17 protein-coding genes are annotated in these 20,705 nt (G+C 41.3%); 3 read left to right on the forward strand and 14 right to left on the reverse strand.

What is annotated here, in order from left to right; all coding sequences use genetic code 11:
• From rfbD to B3C94_RS03115, 4 genes are all read right to left on the reverse strand, one after another.
• Entirely contained in the window at window positions 1-858 is an 858-nt protein-coding gene (rfbD, locus tag B3C94_RS03100; RefSeq protein WP_293898823.1) for a dTDP-4-dehydrorhamnose reductase, read from the reverse strand.
• A gap of 6 nt (window positions 859-864) precedes the next feature.
• On the reverse strand, window positions 865-1,419 hold the full coding sequence (gene rfbC, locus B3C94_RS03105; RefSeq protein ID WP_293898826.1) for a dTDP-4-dehydrorhamnose 3,5-epimerase: 555 nt from the start codon (window positions 1,417-1,419) through the stop codon (window positions 865-867).
• A gap of 2 nt (window positions 1,420-1,421) precedes the next feature.
• Window positions 1,422-2,477 carry a dTDP-glucose 4,6-dehydratase gene (rfbB, locus tag B3C94_RS03110; protein WP_293898829.1) on the reverse strand — a complete coding sequence of 352 codons (1,056 nt, stop codon included), beginning with the start codon at window positions 2,475-2,477 and terminating at the stop codon, window positions 1,422-1,424.
• A gap of 200 nt (window positions 2,478-2,677) precedes the next feature.
• The gene (locus B3C94_RS03115; RefSeq protein ID WP_293898832.1) at window positions 2,678-4,678 is read right to left on the reverse strand and encodes a polysaccharide biosynthesis protein; all 2,001 of its coding nucleotides are present in this window, start codon (window positions 4,676-4,678) and stop codon (window positions 2,678-2,680) included.
• A 449-nt stretch (window positions 4,679-5,127) separates the two neighbouring features.
• Here B3C94_RS03115 and B3C94_RS03120 point away from each other — a divergent pair, with 449 nt between their 5' ends.
• Window positions 5,128-5,925 carry a tyrosine-protein phosphatase gene (locus tag B3C94_RS03120; protein WP_293898835.1) on the forward strand — a complete coding sequence of 266 codons (798 nt, stop codon included), beginning with the start codon at window positions 5,128-5,130 and terminating at the stop codon, window positions 5,923-5,925.
• Between the two features lie 4 nt (window positions 5,926-5,929).
• Here the strand turns inward: B3C94_RS03120 and B3C94_RS03125 are convergent, their stop codons facing one another.
• From B3C94_RS03125 to B3C94_RS03160, 8 genes are all read right to left on the reverse strand, one after another.
• The gene (locus tag B3C94_RS03125; RefSeq protein WP_293898838.1) at window positions 5,930-8,752 is read right to left on the reverse strand and encodes an MSCRAMM family protein; all 2,823 of its coding nucleotides are present in this window, start codon (window positions 8,750-8,752) and stop codon (window positions 5,930-5,932) included.
• Window positions 8,753-8,767: 15 nt separating this feature from the next.
• Complete coding sequence (locus B3C94_RS03130; protein WP_293898840.1) at window positions 8,768-9,844, reverse strand: hypothetical protein; 1,077 nt, start codon at window positions 9,842-9,844, stop codon at window positions 8,768-8,770.
• Window positions 9,828-10,643, reverse strand: coding sequence for a fimbrial biogenesis chaperone (locus tag B3C94_RS03135; protein WP_293898843.1), 816 nt, complete (start codon window positions 10,641-10,643; stop codon window positions 9,828-9,830). The genes B3C94_RS03130 and B3C94_RS03135 overlap by 17 nt, the downstream gene beginning before the upstream one ends.
• 90 nt (window positions 10,644-10,733) lie before the next feature.
• Window positions 10,734-11,315, reverse strand: coding sequence for a hypothetical protein (locus B3C94_RS03140; RefSeq protein WP_293898846.1), 582 nt, complete (start codon window positions 11,313-11,315; stop codon window positions 10,734-10,736).
• Window positions 11,316-11,536: 221 nt separating this feature from the next.
• On the reverse strand, window positions 11,537-12,064 hold the full coding sequence (locus tag B3C94_RS03145; RefSeq protein WP_293898849.1) for a hypothetical protein: 528 nt from the start codon (window positions 12,062-12,064) through the stop codon (window positions 11,537-11,539).
• Between the two features lie 231 nt (window positions 12,065-12,295).
• Window positions 12,296-13,126, reverse strand: coding sequence for a helix-turn-helix domain-containing protein (locus B3C94_RS03150; protein ID WP_293898852.1), 831 nt, complete (start codon window positions 13,124-13,126; stop codon window positions 12,296-12,298).
• Between the two features lie 152 nt (window positions 13,127-13,278).
• Window positions 13,279-14,859 (reverse strand): fimbrillin family protein, encoded by a 1,581-nt coding sequence (locus B3C94_RS03155; RefSeq protein ID WP_293898855.1) that lies wholly within the window; start codon window positions 14,857-14,859, stop codon window positions 13,279-13,281.
• 27 nt (window positions 14,860-14,886) lie between these two features.
• Window positions 14,887-15,075, reverse strand: a complete 189-nt coding sequence (locus B3C94_RS03160) for a hypothetical protein (protein WP_293898858.1) — start codon at window positions 15,073-15,075, stop codon at window positions 14,887-14,889.
• Window positions 15,076-16,383: 1,308 nt separating this feature from the next.
• On the opposite strand from B3C94_RS03160, the gene B3C94_RS03165 reads away from it, so the two are divergent.
• Window positions 16,384-16,539, forward strand: a complete 156-nt coding sequence (locus tag B3C94_RS03165; protein ID WP_293898861.1) for a hypothetical protein — start codon at window positions 16,384-16,386, stop codon at window positions 16,537-16,539.
• 51 nt (window positions 16,540-16,590) lie between these two features.
• The gene (locus B3C94_RS03170) at window positions 16,591-18,399 is read left to right on the forward strand and encodes a hypothetical protein (protein ID WP_293898864.1); all 1,809 of its coding nucleotides are present in this window, start codon (window positions 16,591-16,593) and stop codon (window positions 18,397-18,399) included.
• A 292-nt stretch (window positions 18,400-18,691) separates the two neighbouring features.
• Here the strand turns inward: B3C94_RS03170 and B3C94_RS03175 are convergent, their stop codons facing one another.
• Both B3C94_RS03175 and B3C94_RS03180 read right to left on the reverse strand, forming a co-directional pair.
• The gene (locus B3C94_RS03175; protein ID WP_293898867.1) at window positions 18,692-19,480 is read right to left on the reverse strand and encodes an HAEPLYID family protein; all 789 of its coding nucleotides are present in this window, start codon (window positions 19,478-19,480) and stop codon (window positions 18,692-18,694) included.
• Window positions 19,481-19,519: 39 nt separating this feature from the next.
• Entirely contained in the window at window positions 19,520-20,698 is a 1,179-nt protein-coding gene (locus B3C94_RS03180; RefSeq protein ID WP_293898870.1) for an aminopeptidase C, read from the reverse strand.
• Window positions 20,699-20,705 lie beyond the last annotated feature (7 nt).

The following is a 20,705-nucleotide window of genomic DNA, read 5'->3' on the forward strand; positions in this document are numbered from 1 at the left end:
TTAATTTTCAAATTCTTCGGCTAGCATTTTAGCCAAACTTACTTCCCAATGAGGCACCTCAACACCAAAGACAGACTTGATCTTTGATTTATCGAGCAAAGAATACTTCGGCCTACGTGCAGGTGTAGGATATGCACTCGTGGGAATCGGTTTTACTTGACAATTGAACGAACGACAATCACGTATCGCTACAGCAAAGTCATACCAGGAAATCTCGCCTTCGTTGCTGTAGTTATAAATTCCCGCTTCCCATTTAGACGAATCTGCAATCTTTAATAGGGCTGCGGCAAGATCTTTCGCGTAGGTAGGACTACCGATCTGATCATTGATCACACCCACTTCATCACGCTCGGCCATTAAACGACACATCGTTTTTACAAAGTTTTTGCCATAGGTGGAATAGACCCAGGAAGTACGTATAATGATTGCTTCTGGACTCCACTTCTGAATCGCCTGTTCTCCGGCCAGTTTGGTTTGCCCATATACATTGATGGGGGCGGTTTCTGCTGTTTCAGTTAAAGCTGAAGCAGAAGATCCATCAAAAACATAATCTGTCGAAATAGCGATTAGGCGTGTGCCATGAAGATGACAGTATTGTGCAATCTCCTCACAAGCCAAATGATTGACCAAATCAGCATTTACCTGATCCTCCTCAGCCTTATCAACAGCCGTATAAGCTCCCGCATGTATAATGAGATCCGGTTGATACATCCCCAAGATATCCTGAATAATCTGGATTTGATCCAATGGCAATTGTTTCCGATCCAAAAAATAACACTCCTTTTCGGTATTATCCAGCAAAAGATCTTTTAGTTCTGAGCCAAGTTGTCCTGAAGCTCCTGTTATAACAATCCGCATAGCATCTTAAATTAACTTCAACCGTAATTCCGCAAAGGATTGTGCCTCTTGGTCCTTTTGAGAGAGAATCATTTGTTCTGCAGGAATCTGCCAGTCGACCGCCAATTCCGGATCCAATGGATTTACACCATCTTCCGATTCTTTGTGATAGTTATTATCACATTTATAAAAGAAAACCGCATTTTCGGATAACACCGAAAAACCATGTAAAAATCCTCTTGGCACAAAAAGCTGCTTTCTATTTTCAGCTGAAAGCTCTACGCTGACATGCTGCCCAAAGGTCGGTGATCCCGGACGGACATCAACAGCGACATCCAGCACTTTTCCTTCCACAACCCGGACCAATTTTGCCTGTGCATATTCACCGGCCTGCAAATGTAGGCCACGCACCACACCAAACTGCGATTTGGATTGATTGTCCTGAACAAAATGTGGTGTGTAACCTAATATGGCGGTTAGTTTTGTCTCATTAAATGATTCAAAAAAATAACCTCTTTCATCTTCAAATACAGTCGGTTCGAGTATAAAGCAGCCTTTGAGTTTTGTTTCCGTATACGTCATTCTTATGCGTCTTTATATTGTTTGTCGTAATAGTGTTGATAATCGCCAGATGTTACATGTTCCAACCATTCCTGATTAGCTAAGAACCAGTCTATCGTCCGTGACAAACCTTCTTCAAAAGTTACTGTTGGCTTCCATCCCAATTCCTTATTGATCTTATTCGCATCAATTGCATAACGCAAATCATGCCCTGGCCGGTCCTTCACAAAAGTGATCAATTGCGCCGAAGAGCCTTGGGGCCGCCCCAATTTTTCATCCATCTGTTTGCACAGTTCTTTGATCAGATCTATATTTTGCCATTCATTGAATCCACCGACATTATAGGAATCACCGTTTTTCCCTTCATGGAAAACGAGATCGATGGCTTTTGCATGATCAATGACATATAACCAATCGCGGGTATATTTTCCATCACCATAGACAGGTAGCGGTTTATGATTTAAAATATTATGAATGCACAAAGGAATCAATTTCTCGGGAAAATGGTTAGGCCCATAATTGTTGGAACAGTTTGTCAGAACAATAGGCAAGCCGTAGGTATCGTGGTAAGCCCGCACAAAATGATCGGAACTTGCTTTGGAAGCCGAATATGGCGAATGCGGATCATATTTTGTTTCTTCTGTAAAAAATCCCGTTGCACCCAATGCCCCGAACACCTCATCCGTTGATACATGATGAAAACGTTTTCCTTCGAAATTATCTTTCCAGATTTCTCGGGCCGCATTCAATAAATTGACCGTTCCAATGACGTTGGTCATGACGAAAGCCATTGGATCGACAATTGAACGATCGACATGGGACTCCGCCGCCAAATGGATAATACCTTCGGGCTGATACGCTTGGAAAATAGCGGAGACAGCCTGCTGATCGGTAATATCCGCCTTAACAAAGGTATAATTAGGCAGATGCTCGATGTCCTTTAAATTCTCCAAATTACCTGCATAGGTCAAAGCATCTAGATTAATAATTTGATATTCAGGGTATTTTAACACAAACTCACGGACAACATGGGAACCTATAAAGCCTGCTCCTCCAGTAATTAAAATTGTTTTATTCATATAATGATTCTCGAATGTTTAGACCATTGGTCTTCGAATGATGCATTCAGCAAATAGTTCGCTAAAATTAGGATGATTTTTGTTAATTGACAAGTTTTAATCCATGAGTAAACGAAATAAACAAAAAAAGCCTTCAATGAAGAAGGCTTCTAACTTATTTATCGTGTTAATTTCTAAATTTTAGCTGTTTTATACCAGGTTTACAGCACATTCTTTACCAAAGAATATACAGGCACCTCTACCGGAGCGTCATTCACCAATTCGATTTCTTCCTGCTCCACTTGTGTATCTAGCACTTCGTATTCCGAATTTTGGGATTTAAATTCTGGGACGATCTGTTTCATTCCGGCGACGAGCTCCATAAAATCGGGCAATTGAACCTCCGCATCCAAAATCTGCTTACAGATTGCATTAATACGCTCTGCCTTCAGCGAAAGCTCGTCATGATTTACATTTGCAATCATAATTTTAGGATGGTGTGTCTTCACCGTATTTTCATTATTCGCCAATAGTTCCTCGTAAATCTTTTCACCCGGACGTAATCCAACTATTTTGATATCAATATCTTCTGGATAACGATAGCCTTTCAATTTGATCATCCGCTTAGCCAAATCGATAATCTTCACCGATTTACCCATATCAAATACAAATATCTCTCCGCCTTTGCCCATCACACCGGCCTCCTGCACCAATTGACATGCTTCGGGTATCGTCATAAAGAAACGGGTGATTTCAGGATGGGTCAATGTCAGCGGTCCCCCCTCGGCCATTTGCTTCTCAAAGAGCGGAATGACAGAGCCGTTTGAACCAAGTACATTTCCAAATCGGGTAATGATAAAGCTGGTGTTGGATTTACCGCTGCAGCTGCTCACATAGATTTCAGCCATCCGTTTGGTTGCCCCCATGACATTGGTTGGATTGACAGCCTTATCGGTCGATACCATGACCATCTTTTTTGTACCATATTGCATACAGAGGTCTGCCACATTTTTACTGCCCAATACATTGGTCTGAATAGACTCATACGGATTGGCCTCCATTAAAGGCACGTGTTTATAGGCTGCCGCATGAAAGACCAGATCAGGTTTGTATTGCGCAAATATCTTCTGCATAAAGGCATAGTTACGCACATCACCTACGACACAGTGCATCTGCTCGGGCTGCGTAGCTTTAATCGATTGCTGTATATCGTACAATGCAGACTCGGCCTGATCCAGCAGAATTAAGGTCTTATAATGACGTCTGGCAATCTGACGGGCCAATTCTGAACCAATAGATCCGGCAGCACCGGTCACCAGGATCACTTTACCCTGCATCTCCTGTTCGATCTCCGGGTGGTCCAATTTAATCGGTTTCCGTCCCAATAGATCTTCAATCTTTAACGGTCTGATTTCACGCTTGGCTCCTGAATTAAGTAAAATTCGCGCGGGTGGCATAATCTTTAGTTCAAGTCCAATATTTTGAAACCAGTCCGATACATACTCCAAACGCTCGGGATCGTTATTTTCAACAGCAATAATAACTTGTGAAATCTGATTTTTTTCAACAAATTCTTTTGAAATCTCAGTAATATCTCGGATTTTCAATCCTGCAAGCCGTTTACCTATACGCGAAATCTTATCTTCCACAAAAGCGACAACCTGATATTTGATCCGCTGGTCTTCTTTTAAAAGGGAATAAGAAACGAGACCGGGACGTGAGGCACCGAAAATCAGTACATTTTCTCCTTTTCTCGCGGGTAAAAACAGGTATTCATAAATTGTACGATAAACAACCCTTGCCCCTACCATGATCACCAATAAGATACAGGCCTGCATGGTCAAAACACCATAAGATAGACGCAGATAATCGCCTGCCATCGTGCCTTTTTCAAAAACAGCCTTGATCAACAATGTCAGCAACATCAGCACAAGATAGGCCGAAGCTACTGTTTTGAATATTTTAATGGTATCACGGATGCCCGTTTGCCTGACAATACCCCGATAGGTATTATAACAGAGAAAGGTAATAAAAAACACGGGTAATACGACCACAAGCTTCTTCAACATCAAAGCAATATCAAATACTCCTTTAAAGTTGTTGACCACATAGTTTGAAAACACATAACTTCCAAACACAAACCACATATCGATCATTAATATAACCCATCGTGGATTGTCTTTGCGAAGACGTCTTTTTAAATCTCCTAGAGAACCCATCATAAATTTCCCTTTTTTTATTTTTTTTATAATATTTTCTTAGGCTTTTGTCTTAAACCCAACTTATATGGCTTTTGCAATATTTTAAAGAGATCGCCAAGATACTTAAAATTTAACAAGCAATTAAACAATCTCCTAAAATATCAATAACAAAAACCTATTCTTTGTTATTTGTCCACTATGGGGGGACAAGCAAGTATTATACCGAAACTGTTACAAAGCTGAATTAATTATTAAAAATCATAAACAAAAGTGTTTGCAAGAGTGTTCAGTCTATTAAAGCATCTCTTGAGCTATTCTTCCATTCTTATTAAACACAAAAACTGGCATATTGTTTGTAAAGTCTTATCAGGGATATGAATACAGGAACTAAATGCCAACACGATCATATATTAAATACCAACAAAATACCAGATATCCCCATTTAACTTAGCATTTTTAAAACTATCATTATGGGCTTTTTTAGCAATTTGTTCGGTACCAATAAAAAATCATCCATTAGACCCTTAGCACAGCTTGAATTTTTGGAGGTAGACATGCACAATCATCTGCTGCCAGGGATCGATGATGGTAGCAGTTCTGTACAAAATTCGCTTGGCTATATGGAAGGATTGCAACGGTTGGGATTGAAGAAATTTATCTGCACACCGCATATTATGGCTGGCGTTCATCCCAATACCAAATCAAGCATCGAACAAGCACAGGTCAATCTTGAAAGCGGCCTTAAGAATATCGGCAGCAAAGCTGAAATTTATGCAGCCGCGGAGCATATGATCGATGATGGTCTTTCAAACCTTATTCAGGACAATGAGCTTTGCGTTATCCCCGGGGGTTATGTACTCATTGAGATGTCCTATCTATCGGAGTCAAAGGCGCTGTTTCATACCATCCTGGATATCCAAAAACTAGGCTATAAACCCATCCTTGCACATCCCGAGCGGTATAATTATTATCATGGCAACTTTAACATCTATAAGCAAATTAAGGATGCCGGCTGCCTGCTGCAGCTTAACCTGCTATCCATCAGCCGCTATTACGGTGTCGATGTCAAAGCGATTGCGATGACTTTACTCAAATCAGGCATGTACGATTTCGTGGGCACTGACCTCCACCATGAAAAACACCTCAAAGCCCTCACGGATATTGCCGAAAAATACCCCGTCCGTGAAATGTTAAAAACATCTCCTATTTTGAATCCGTCTCTTTTAGATCATATCAGTACAGTAAAATCCCAGCATATTGCCGGATAGAAATTTATTGTCCAAAGCGCTTGACATTGACCTTTTTTGACTTCACTTTTAACACAAAAGGCTCCAGCACCAAATCAGCATCAAGTCTCACTGCTCCCGATTGCGCCTCTTGATCGGTAAATACGTTTGCTGGAAAACTTGCATTGTCCAAGTAGAAACTATAGGTTCCTTCGGGTAGACCAAACTCAAAATTTCCATCCTTATCGGTACGTATCTCGGTGATCTTCCCGTTCCCGTCTTTTGCCAAAACCTTGTAGATATCTAAATTCAGATCAGTCTCTAGACTAAGCCCCTGTGTATACGCTATTTGCACCGCGCCCCGAACCATCCCACCGCGCTGGAGCGGAATCTGGATTGTTAGATTTGACTGCTGTATCACGATCTCCTTCGACACGGCCATATACTGCCCTTGCTTTGGCGAAAAAAACAAGTACGATCCATAGGGCAATTTCTTAAAGGAAGCATAACCGGCTTTATCAGTTACAAACAAGACTCCTTTTACTGTAAAGCTATGATCAACCATCGGAATATCCCCTTTATCAAATATGCCATTGAAATTTTTATCATAAAAACAGAAGACTCGTATATTTCCTGTTTTGACGGCTGGACGATCAAGATTTGATCCTTTGAAATTTTGCCGAACACCAATCCGCAAATTATTGAAATCGTAATCATAGCCAGTTTTCATGACGCTATAATTGTATTGAAAAAGACCCGTCAGCAGGGTATTTTTCAGAACGCGGTAATTTACACTCGCGTTCCCTCCAAAACTATTTCCGTAATTGCTGCTTAAATTCGCCCGGGCGTTGGCTGTCCATTGCAGTCTTTCCTGTAATAGCGTACCGCTTACCCGAGGCCCCACGGAAAAACGATTTCCAAACGAACGTCCTATTAATAGTGCACTCACCAGATCCGAAATCTGAAAAGCACCCTGCTGATAAGAAGCCGAAAGTCCCAGACTCTTATAATTATAATTTAAATCGGTCCGTACCGCAAAAAGCCCATTCGCTTGATCGGTCATCGACACGATTCCGGCCTCCGTGGTCACATTCAGATTATGCTGCAGGTTACGCGACCGCACATTTACAGTGGACAATAAGCGCCATGAGGCAGACTTCAGTTCACGGGTACCCGCGACAAACATATAGGTTCCGATTTCGCGATTATAGTTTGGCAATACTGATAAGGTCACAAATGAGCTCAGGGGCATATACAGGCTTAAATCCCAACGGGAAGACTGGCTTGCGTAATTGAGAAAATGTGTATTTAAATAACTTGGGTTATAACGATAAAAGGTATAGCTTAATGCTGTGGATATTTTACCCCAATTTCGATTTAAGCGTTCGACAAATTGCAGGGAACCGCGGCGATTACCGGTATAATAAGGGGAACTATAAAAATTATCGGAGCTAAAACTCCATTTGGCAAAGCGCTGGTCCATTCGGAGCCCCAAAGCCCAGGAAGGCATCGAGGAATCAGGCCCCGCTTGTCGGCCATTCTGGCTCTGGAGTCCAGCAGCGACAAAACCCCGCAGTACGGTGTTGCCTGCATATTTTTGTTTCAAAAAATCAAAAGAATTTGACCATAGCAGACTGGTCGTACTGTCTAAACCATTGCGATCATAGAAGAGCTGCCCCTCATAACGACGGTGATCCGCTTTACCTTCCCCCAAAACGACTTTTCCAAAAGCGGTATATCCCGGATCGACAGAAGTACTGTAATCCAGTAGGTCTACGGCACGTTGCAATACACCAACCGAGAAATTTGCAGCCCTTGCTGTATCGATATGATCAAATTTGACACCTCTTCCAAAAGCAGATGCTTCCATGCTCTCCTGCAAATTTCCGATCGTATAGGTATTTTTCCCTTTCAGAAAACTGGCAAAGGTATTGCTTAATGTGGGTCGATCCATCCCCCCAGTTTTGGTCAGATAGGCGCTGTATCTGAGCTGTCCGTTAGCTAGGCGATACTCCCCCTCCGACCGTAAATAAAAAGCCTGCTGTTCACCGAGCATATTATCGACCTGCAGATCGATAAAATTACGCGAATAAGCGGCTAGATTACCGCGGTTGTCAAATAATTGCTGGTAATTTCGATCGGCTGTAATATTGGACAATAGCACAGCTAGATTTCCAAACACATCACCATTATCATATAGACCTGTCGTACTGATGGTGTACTGCGCCCTGTTTAACATATATTTCTCCACAGCAAAACGGAGAATGAGAAGCGTATCATGCCCTGCCGGAAGGAAAAGATTCTGTTCTTTAAATTTCGTGTTTCCAATGCGATCCGGAGAGGAAAACAGGATTTTAATCTGCTCATCCGTTGTCCCATTATTGATAACCCGTGTCCGGATAAAAATAGAATCACCCACATGCTTCAGATACTGCTGCTCCGAAACATCCTGTAAGATCACCGCTTTTTTGGGCGGCACATCGATGGCCATCGACTTATTATCAACCATTTGCCCCAGAGGATCCCAAAGTTGAACACCTATCGTTTGCCCCCTTAACTGCGCCGGCGCCTGGACCTGAAGACGCTGGGTAATAAACCGTTTTTTCCCAGCAGGCACCGTAAACGTTAAACGATCCGAACCAAGGGCACGCAGTCCCTGCGGCAACTGCAACCTGAGCTCGCCTGTAAAATCCTTTTCGCTGCTGTTGATCAGCTGCAGGTCAATGCTGTTAAGGCCTGCTTCGAGCTGGACCTGGTCGGGTAAAATCAAGTGAACAGGCTTTTCCTGCTGTGCCCAGACAGACTGAACCAGCAGCAGCAACAGCACAGCGGCTATCGACCTAAGCTTATGAAAAGAGCATTTAAACACGCAACAGAGATCAAATTATTGTGGGATCAATAAATAGAGGAGTGACACACCATAGCTTCCTGATTTAGAAGCCGACACCTGATCAGCGGTCAGATTAGCTTTATACTCCACATTAAAAGTTTGCGCTTGCTTTTTATCCGCCGAAGCAGCCGCCACAGCAACCTGCTCCTGTGTGGTTAAGATTACTTTGGGATTGGATTTTATCCTGTTTATCCCCGTCCCTGCAGTCAATTGAAGCGACAGTGCCGATAGCGGAAGTGCTCCCCCACCATTACGGACAAGCTCACTATCTACCGACTTGACCCGGAGTTCAAAATCCGTTATGGAGTTAACGCGTATTGCATTTGCTACCAACGAACTTACCCCCTGCATATAGTCTTTTTGTGTCGAAAACTGCAATGTGGCATTGGCGGCATCCGCAGCAATCTCCAAACTATAATCAGGCTCCATATCGACCATCCCACCATCGGTCAAACGCGGCGGTAATTGCATTTCATAATTAATTTCTTGTGTCCCCAGTACTTTTCCGCTTTCGCTATACAGGGTAAACAACAAGGGAATACGATATTTCAGGTACGTATACTGGTCCGGACTCAGATAATCATCCAGGTATTTACCTTGGGCAATGGTCAGGGCACCATACAGCTGATATTGCAGATAATAATTTCCATTGGAACTGATGGGTTGTTTTGCTCGGTTAATCAGCAGTACATCGTTACTATTTTGCAAAATAATCGGATTGCGGCTTGCGCCGATACCATCCAGGCGAAAATTTGCTTCATTGTTGTCACCCGTCCAGCGGAGGCTTATTTTATCTACCGGAAATGTATTTCCGCTCCGGTTCTTTCCGCCTGCAATGGTGCGTATCGGTGCCAGCAAGCGAACGGCGAGCGACCAATTTTTTTCGTTCACATTGAGCCCGTTCAGGTCAAATTGAAACACATTAAAGCGATCCGGCGTCGTTTTTCCCAAATAGGAAGTTACTTCGAAATAGTTATCCGACCAGACTGAAAACCGCAATTGTGCAACCAGAGGCGCTGCCGAAAACAGGCCCCAGATCAAGAGCGTTATTATTTTAGTTCTTTGCCACATGTTTAAATTCCAATTCCGCGATCTTCACCACATCCTGATCGCCATAAAATGCCAATACCGAAACGAGGTAATTCCCAGATTTTAACGATTTGGGAATTGCAATATATTGTTTACGCTTATCCCCGGGAAGACAATAAAAATTAAGATTGTCGACCACTTCTTTATCGCCTGTTTCCTGATTTAAAAATTCAGCGCGCAACCTTCCTTCCAGCCAAATATTTCCGGTCACATCGTAACTGACCTCTAGAAACTGTCCAACAGAATCCACATCTTTATAGACCAGATTCGTGATCTCAAGATCCGGTGTTTCTCTTCCGTTAAACCGGTGGTAGACCTTAACGCCCGAGCGTACGGCCAAACGGATATTAGCTCCTTCCTGTTTTTCCCTTGCCCTTGGATTCAATTGGGTCACAAAGAGCATTGCGGTATGGATTGGCACCTCCGTACTGAATTTTGCATCTTTAGGTACCTGCATATTCAACTGCAACCGTTTTGATTCACCGGGTTTAAGCGAGAAGTACGATTCAGATACGGAAAGCCAGTTCGCACAGCTTGTTGGCAGCGTGCCTTTCGGGCTCAGTTCATTATCACCATAGGTAGAATACGACCAATCTTCAAAAGACACTCCCAATTCAAGTGTGTAATCTTTACTCGGGTTCGTCACATCCACATACTGCGTCTGTGCCTGTCCGGCGTCACCCACAAAATACAATCTGGGCGGACCAACTGTCAATCCCGTTTGAGAAAAAGCTATTGTTGCAGTAAAAAGCAAAAAAAATGAGGCAATCAGGTTCTTCATAAAAATACATTTGGGATAAAAATACATAAAAAAGCAGGTATCTTCCGATACCTGCATCTATATGATTTTCATAGCGTAGTATAGGACCTACTAGTTTGCTGCGATGGTGTATACCACATCAATGGTATATTTAGCTTTTGTATCTTTACCACCGTTACCTAACAATTCTTTTACAGTCGCTTCATTAAGTGGTTTACCGATATATTTTACATCCAATTCTTTGTTCAACACAGAAGATTCAGCTGTACTTGTGCTTCCGAAAGGACCGAATTCCATGTTCACATCTGTCGATGCTGACTTACCATCAACTTGAATTTCAACCAATTTTTTAGCATCATACGTGTTAGCACCATTTCCAGCCACTTTATTGAATTGACCATTAGAAGACATCGTTGCTTTTACTTTGTAACCTGAACCTACCGAAGACACTTTCAATTGTTTTGCGATCAATTTATTTACCCCGTTTGTATAGTCAGCTGCCTTCTCGTATTTCAACGTTACTTCGTCATCATATCCTGATGTAACCTGACCATCTTGACCCGCACCGCTACCGATTTCAATAGACTGAAATGGATTCAGCTCAACATTTACTTTTACTTTTGCTTGAGACTGTGCATTTGCTGCAGTAACTGAACCGATGATTGCTGCTGCGAAGAAAATAATTTTTTTCATTTTGTAGTTTTTATATTTTTATATGACTTATTCGTTATTATTTATCCTCTTTGGACAAAACAAAAGTACTACAGCAAATGAGGTAAAAAGTATGAATTTCAGCCCAAAAAGTATGAAAAAGGGAGTGTGTAAATTGTTGTAGCTATACAGCTACAAAAGCTTGTAGCGCGGTAGCTACAATGTGCGGTGCATGAGGCAAAAGAAATGAATTAAGGGGATTATTAGCGTGTTTCGATGCTATAAAGAACATCGTTTGTAAAGGTTACCGTATTGTTTTTCTCTACATATTGCATTAGACCATCAGCCCCGGGACCTGTGTACGTTACATCAAACAGTCCGTTAAGCGTCGGTGAATCAGAGGAAATGATCGTTTCCTTATTTGTTGCAAGAAGGCCATTCCTTGTATTTATTGCTTGTCCCGCCTGAGAAGCGGCAGCCTTAACACGAATCAAAGGAGCCGGAATTTTTTCTGTTTGTGCCTGCCCGACTTTTACAAAATCTTGATTGGCCAATTTGACCTTCACTTCGTAACCCGAAGTACTAAATACAGAAAGATGTGATTTTTGGACAGACTCTACGCCATTTTGATAATCTTCCAAGGTATGGTAGGCCAAGGTAACGGTCGATTGATCTGGATTAATAACAAGGTGCTGCACATCATGTAGCTCAATATTCAAGCGAACCCCTGTCTGCGAGAAGGCTGTACCACTCAACAATGCTAATCCCAAAAACAATAGTCCCTTTTTCATATCCTGATACCTGTTCTTTGATGGCCGTATGGATCATCCGTGATTTATTGTGCAACTTTATCCTTATCGAATCTTAGCAATTTTGAAGCCAGAAGCGTTTGAATCCTCAACTATGGATAATTTCATACCCTTTCGTTGTTCTATTCTAAATATACCTTTTATCTCAAAAACGAAAGAATAAGAACAATTATTTTTAATAGGAAAATATGTATTATTTTCAATACAGAATGGTTATTGCTGCCAGCGTTTACGGTATTCGGTTGGAGTAAGGGCTGTTTCCTTTAGAAAAAAGGTACTGAAATTATTGACATCGGCATAACCAAGTTCCCAGGCCACTTGCTTGATGCTTAGCGAAGATTCGACAAGGAGTTTTTTACTCACACGAAGCAATTCTTTGGTAATGAACTCCTTGGGCGTGATACCCAAAGTTTCCTTGGTGAGGCTGGTCAGTTTTTTACTTCCTATATTGAGCTGATCCGCATAGAAGGCAACCTGCTTTTCTTTTTTTACATGTTTTTCAACCAGTTCTTGAAAGCGTTGTACCAGAGGTACCTTTGTACGCTGACCGAGCAGCTCTCCCGATTGCCTGTCATCTGCATAAATCGCTGCCAGGAGCACGATCTGCTTGACGATATTATGTGCCAAGTCCCGATAAATTGCCTGATTGTAATTCTGCTTGGAGAGCTTGAGCTGCATCCCCACAAATTCATAGTACGTTGCGTATTCCTGAGGCACGCTGAGTGTTCTATAAGTATATTCGTTTTTGTTAAATGATTTGAAATTCCGGAGGAAGGCGGTATCCACCTCGGTACGTGCAAAAAAACTTTCCGAAAAATAAATAATCAAAAAAGCCCGCTGTTCATCTGGATTCGCATCTACTGTTATTCCTCGCGGTATCAATACTAAGCTGTATTCTGCTATTTCAGTAAGCTCTTTATTGATGCGCATGCTACTACCGCCGGACGACACAAAAAGAACGACATGGTTCTCTTTCGCCGTTGCCTCCCTAATTTCCGAAAAGTCTTGCTCTACACCAATTACCCGATGAACTCCAAATTCCATAATTATTATTTACGCCATGTACCGCCTGAAAAAAGTTTCATTTACCTAGCCAGGGAGCAATTTAGCAAATAAATCCCGAACACGAAAAACGCATTCCCCAATTAGAGGAATGCGTTTATATGACATCTGTTATTCAAATAAATTAGAATTGTTTATTTCTTTACACAACGGATTTGAACAGCTTCTGTACTAGCCGCAGCTCGCCAGCCAATACCGTACCCAATATCCTTAGCTGCACCAGTCATATGTAGTGTTTTGTAACCACCATCGGTTGCAGTTACCAAGTAGGCTCCTTCTTTTCCAATTACCGATCCATTATTATCGTTCGGATAATAACCACGGAAAGCGAAAAATAAATACTTGTCTCTTTGGCTCGCCGGGAAATTTACAGGCTCATCTGTATTCACCCCAAAGAACATACCCAAAGGTGAAGGTGAACTGCCATTATAATAATCTACATAGCGTGCTGGATTCCAAGTTGCCATCAGATTTTGATTATCTTGACCTTTACCGCCTTGCTTCGGAGCAGTACGATCCATTAATGTCTGTATCTCAACTTCATTTGGTAATCTCCAGGTACCTAATGGCTGTACCAAAGCACAAGGATCGCCATTACCACCGTTGGTACCGTCTGCTCCTTGGTTAGTACCGTCCAAGCGTTTTGGTAGGAGGCGGTCCGGAAACCAATAATCACCCGAACTATTCACTTCAGTACCAAAATGATATTCTCCGGTCGATGGATTGCGCTCCAAGTTACCCCCCGACCAGGTTTCATTTCCGATTTCGAAAGTAGGCAGCTTTTTAGGGCCTAAGTTTAAATCCAAAGTGTATTGAACACCTTGTCTCAATGATAAACCTGGTAATTCCACATTTCCAACAACGCCGTTAATTGTCACTGGATCTAATTTCACTTGACCCACATTTGTATTTTCCACAGCGATCATCACAGCATTGCTTGTCCATATTTGTCCAGCCGCTTGTGCCGGAAAACTAAAGTTTTTGACGGCTCCAGTTCCACTATAGCTAACAAGACCTGTAAGTTCATCAAAAGCATAGTTAAAATTAGGCGTTATTGTGGCTCCCCCGATAGCAGAAATAGTACGACCACTTCCAGCGTCAAATTTTACAGTAACCTCGGTCAGTTTGTGCTTCAGCAAAATATCCAAAGCATTTGTTCCTGCCGTTACAGTTTGGTTGATTTCCTGCCACAATGGATCTTTATCAGCTCCTGTCGCAGCTTCATTACCATAGGCAGTTACCACAAATTTGTAAGCCCCAGGCTCAAGTTCGAACTTGTTGTTCGTTCCGCCGATACAGTTTATTGTCGTTTCTAAACTAGTACTACCCTGTTTATAAACCCGGATAGTGAAATTTCCATTAAAAGGTTTAATAGCTCCAGTTCCAATGGAAGTCGTTGCAGCTTTGCTTGCAGAAGCGCGCAACGCCGATGTTGTTGAGCTTTTGACTTCAGTCAACGTTGCTCTCACGACCAGATCCTCACCAAAAGGGACAGTTACTTGCTGCACTGCAGCTGTTGAAGTTGTTGAAACACCAGCAGCAGCACGCGCCAAAAGTTTTGCGCCATCTTCAAGGCCAATCCCATTCATATTAACTGCTATAGCAGCCTTACCTTCTGTTTGAGTGTCAGTGCCATTATCCTTCTGGCATGAAGAAACAAAAAGTACAGTTGCCACAAGAGCCGTAAATAAAGTTTTAATGTTAAATTGTTTCATAGCTAATTAATTTGATCAGAATTACGGTTAGTTCCAAAAGTTATTATCTACCTCATGCGTCTGTGTTTCTGTTTCCCCCCATTGCTGTTGAACAGATGGATTTACAGAGCCGGCAGCCACACTATACTCCAATTCAATTTTTTGTTTTTTTACTGCCGGAGCAACATAAACTAAACGGTCAGTTTTGCTCATCAAATTTTTCTTTTGCGTTTTCATGATTATATTCTTTACGTGTTATAAGTGTTGTTGAATACCCAAAATGAAACAGCGTCAAAAACTCATCATAAACAACTGTATTACAGCTATATAAATAGGTAAAATAGAGCCCTTTTCATTTTGAAGATGTGCGAAAGTAGGCAATATTTAATTCCATAAACAATATTTTAAGCTAAGTTTGCATACTTGTAGAGGCATAGCTACAAACCAGCTAAAAAAGAACAACTTAGTAGTATCACGAAAAGAAACAAGAATAAATAAAGAACTATTCAGGTAAAAAAATCAGGAATTCACTATCCCATTTAAGGAAACGCCAATAATCCCATTATAGAAAGTTAGAAACGCAATTATTGAAAACTATCCACCTCAAATTATGCACAATACCCTCTCCAAACACAACAATATATTAATTTCGTTTTATAAAGCAGCTGCTTTCCAATAGGCCATTTCCATCAAATAAAACGTTATGTTTACATTTATTAATACTTAAGTCAATTCCGCAAAAAAATTAGTTGCATCCACAATTTTTCCTAAAATGAAATACAATAACATAAATAAAAAAGAAACATATTGCATGGGATATACTCAATTTATAACCTTATAAAACATAAAAAAACAATTAATATTGAAAATCAATAAATAAAAAACAAATAAACAGCATTTAATTGGAAACTATCTACCTGAAGGGAAAAATAGAGACAGCAAATAACACTATCAAAAAAAGAAATATATATCCTTATTATAACATCAAAATCAGAAAAACAAGCTATTTAAAAGAACCTGTTCAAACATATTAATTATAGAATAATAAACAGCCAAAAAAACATTTTTCAAAAAAAACAAAAACAAAAGAACTGTTGGCTTGTTTAAGGAGATGTTAGCAAGAAGAAAGCTGATCAATTAGTCTAAAATATAGCCAAAAGGCTTATTTAGGCACTGTTTAGCCCAATACCATATATAATCACAACCATGAAGAAAGTTGTTATATTATGAAATCAATAATGAATTAAAAAAAAGTTTACAATTTTTTTTTGCACAAGTTGATATTAAGTCGTAATATTACAATTCAATTCGGGAAAAGTATAACTAGCCGATAGCAAAAAAGTATTAACAATTAAATTAGAAACACACACAAACAGAAAAATAAAAACCAAAAATGCGCTCGCTAAAACAGCGTTAATTGCCTATACGCAAAGGCAAAGCCGTTTAACAACGAGAGTATTTTTTGAACATGAACAAGGGTTAAAATTGTCCATTAAATTTAAACCCCATGCTGGCAACAGCATGGATTATCCAAATAATATTATCATGAATAAGAACGCAAAAAAAATGTACGTTGCTCCGTCCATCGTGGAGAACGTAGTTGAATTGGAACAAGGCATTGCTGCTGGCTCTGCTACCACAGCCCCTACCGACGGCGGTTTCGGTGAAGGCACAGGTGGCACAGGTACAGGTGAAGCATAACCAGCCTGAAAGGACTTAAAAAAGCATTTATTACACGATTTTAAGAAATTTATGAACTTTTCAACGATTAGAAAAGCTAATTGGATTGTTGCGACTGTCCTTTTAGCGACATCTGGAATGCTTGCTACAAGCTGTTCCAAAGAGCGCGGCGCTGCAGTAGAGCAAGCCGATAACCATGAGGGCACAAACATTGTGCTGTCCGTCAAAGGTATTAATGAAGGATCAGACAATACCGTAAAACAAGCTTCAAACAAAAGTAAATCCGCAAAATTACAGGTAGAATCCTTTGCAGATGTGGACGTTGTATCTGCTGTTGATAACAATGTTCCATTCAAAGCGGCAGCATCAGATGTTGTACAGAGCAGAAATGCAGATGGAACAGTAGCGGCTGCAAGCACGGGCCTACGCGCTGCAGCATTAGAGAACGGCGTCACTTACCGGGTTTACCTTTACTCTGCCGATGGAACTCAGTTAATCTCTTCCAAACAATACAGTGTTTCAGGACCAGATTTAACAATCTCTGTAACACCTGGCACCACGTACAAATGGGTAGCCTTATCCTACAACAATACGGATGCGATCCCAGACGTTACTGTTGCAAACCCAACACTTCAATTACCGGAGAATAAGGATGTCCTTTACGCTTCTGGAAGTATCACTATTCCAAGCACCCCAGGGACAGATGTTACTTTACCGATTACCTTCGCACACAAATATTCACGTATCGCTATTGAACTGAATACCATGGGTGTATTTGGAAATATGGTATCTGGAAATCTTGCTGTATCTAATTTAGCTTTGCGGAGCGCAGCGCTTAACGTAGCTACTGGAGCCCTTACACCGTCTGCTACTACATTTTCACCAACATTAAACTGGAGCAGCTTTACTAATATTGATCCGGCTTACTCGGATGCGAAAATTGCTTACGTCTATACAGCCGGAACGACAGCTTTAAATAACGTCACTGTCTCTGTAACGAATTTAGCAATCAAACATGCCGACAACGTAGACCGCACTTTTGCGACCACAGCTCCGATTAATATTTCTTTTAATGTAACTCCGGTATTAGGAAATAGTCATCGTCTATTGGCAAATATCGTTGAATCGCCACTGACTTCGACAGGATCTACGGTAAAATGGTCTCGTTCGAATCTATATTACACTGCTGGTCACAACCCTTACCGTTTCTTTGCGAATAACAGACAACGTTCTGAAGCAAATAGCTATTTCGCCTATGGTGCGATACTTCCGGGTCAATTTCAGTCCATGACAGCATACGCTGACCCTTGTGCACAAGTGTACCCTCAAGGGCTTTGGAGAAAACCAAGTCATGCTGATTTTTCTACCACAGCTTATGTCAGTTCGAATGCTCTTTTAACAGATGTATTGCAAAATATCACGGATCTTCTTATCGGAACAAAAGCGCCGAACTCTTCACCAAGTCCTGCAAGTGGATCGACTACTGGAAATTATATCCAGTATACGACTACATCAGGAACAGGCAATTCAGCATTTGATGCAGCTTCCAACAACCTTCGTTTTTATTACAATGGTCAATTGGCACGCGTAAATGTATTGGATCCAAATTTCCTTACGCTTGATCTGACAGCTATTCAGGCACTTTTAGGATTAAGTTATGGTCGTGAAGCTGCTTTATGGACTTCAGATCCACCGAACAGTATTTTAGGTTTGGTTAATTTAGGAACTTGGGGATATTTGGCAGTAACAAAACAACCCCTTTTAACAGGACGTATTGCAACTGCACAAGGTACAGCTGAGCTACTATCTACGGTGAGCCTATTGGGTATTAACGTTGCAAGTTCATCACTTAAAAACGTTCGTTGTGTACGCACAAACTAGACAATAAAAATAGTTTTTTGGTAACCCTATAAATGAAACGGCTAGCGCGATCTAGCCGTTTTTTTATGAAAAAATTTTGTAGCCCTATATCCACATTAATACATTTTTACATGATTTTAGCATTTTTTAACAGGAGCAATTCCATATTATTTTTTTACATTTGGGCCGTCAAGTCATTTTTTTTGCGTTCGACTTGATAATATTAATGGATATAATGGGGCGAAGGCGTTCGCCCCATTTACTTTTTAACGCCCCCTCTCAACAAATTTCTTCCCTCTTTTCTTCTTTGAAATTATAGCTGGTAGATCAATCGACAGAACGAACTCATTGCCCTTTCATGGCCGCTTAGCGGCCAACCCACAGCCATACCAACAGCCAACTTGTGGCTCAGACCGAGTTTAATCTGGGGATGTAAAGTCGTTTGAACACCCGCTGAAGAAATTTCCTGATTGACTTCAACACCGATAAAATGATCGGTTTGTGGTACCGTATAATGAAATGATGTATTCACTTGCCAGTTCATATTCACTTTGGATGCGGCATCATGAAAAGCGATCTCCGGACCGGTATAAATCAAGGCGTGCCAGTTGTTATGCCAATTTTTGGCTGCGATAAAAAATGGATTGAATGCCGTGCCCCCATGCGCCAGATCAAAGATCTGGGTATACCCGACAGCCAATGTTGCGGCATGTTTTTTGGAAACAAAAAATGAATATTGGGAGGATAAACGTAATCTTTCTAACTGATTTGTCGAAGGGGTGCTGGCCGCTCGGCTTTTGGAATAGACAAAATCTGTTTCGACTTCTAAGCCTAAGCGATCAACAGGTGCAAATTCATACTCCATTAAATAACCATAGTCATCCATGGTATGGGTCCTTTTGATATCTGCCCCAACATTAAATTCTTTTTCTCCTTTTCGTGCTCCGAGATCCCGGACGAGATCATTATATAGAGGTTCGGCATGATGTACCTTATCTGGCATTGACCTATTTTCCTGGGCAACAGCCGGAAGAGAAAAGAAAAAAGTACCCAAAACCAACCATCCTCCCAAGGTTGCATATGCAAATTTATTATTTTCCATAAGGCAAACTTGCACCTGAAATATGGAAAGAATTGGGAATTATAAGTTGATCTTTTTCTGTAGTGAAGCATCTAAAGCATCTTTGTGCAGGAGCAAGGTGATGGTCTTAAAACGAACAAATTCTTTGGTCACGTACATATAACCTTTATAGAAATTGGCTTTGCCCCAAGAATTTTTCACGATATAATAAGGTCTGCCATGCTGGTCATTGGCCAGCCCCACAATGTGCATCGCATGGTCATCGGTGGTCTGCCAGCTTTCAAAGGCCGCTTGTCTTTCGGCAGCAGTAATAATCCGCTCCGGCATTGGTTTCACAAACATATTTCTTATTTCTTCTCTAGACATCTCGTCGCTGCATTTTTCCGGTACGTATGCTAAACCATGCTGCCAGGAAAAACCATGTTCGGATACATCTGTTGTCCATGCAACGGTATAGCCCCGCTGTAATGCGGTATCAATGGTGCTGGTGAGTTGTTCCATGGGTACATTATAGAACGAGTCGAAAGACCAATTATCCGGGACTAAGAGCACAAAAGGCTTGTAATAGGGTTGATCTGTCACAGAGGCCAAAGCCACATAGTCATCCGGGCGAATGCCAATTACTTGATCCGCAAACGTTCGCGCAGTATAATTTTTACCCTGATAATCAAAGGTTTTGGGCACTTCCCCTAAATGCGCATCTAAGGTGGCAAGGTAAGACTGCTCCCAATTCGACCGCAATGGTTTGGATTTGACCAGTACCTTAAGCATGGTATTCAGCATGGGCGTCATTTTTTTGAAATCATTGTAAGTATGGTTTCCATGCAAGCCTGTGTAATCCGCTCTTGGCATCGCTCCATACTTACGGTATACATTAAGAACATCTTGCAGCTGTCCCCCTTCCCCCATGGTCAATCCACCATGCAGCCGCACAAAATTACGTGCCTTATCGATATAAGCTTGTCTTGCCGTATAAATCTGGGAAATTTCAACGGGCTTTTTTCCCATTCGGATCATTTCAGATTCCAGGAAAGAATTACCCGTATAGGACCAGCAGGTATTAGAGGCCCCCTGCTGTTTGACCGAAGTGCAGCCAAGATTGATTATTTCGGTAAATACATATTGTGTTTTAACCCGTGCATATTTATTTCTTTGGATGTATGGCAAACCATATCTATAAAAAAGCATACTTAAAACAAGGACGAGCAGCAGCCCGAAGACCCATTGCTTTTTTTTCATTCGTGTC

The sequence above is a fragment of the Sphingobacterium sp. UBA5670 genome, from assembly GCF_002420705.1.
Taxonomy (GTDB): Bacteria; Bacteroidota; Bacteroidia; order Sphingobacteriales; family Sphingobacteriaceae; genus Sphingobacterium.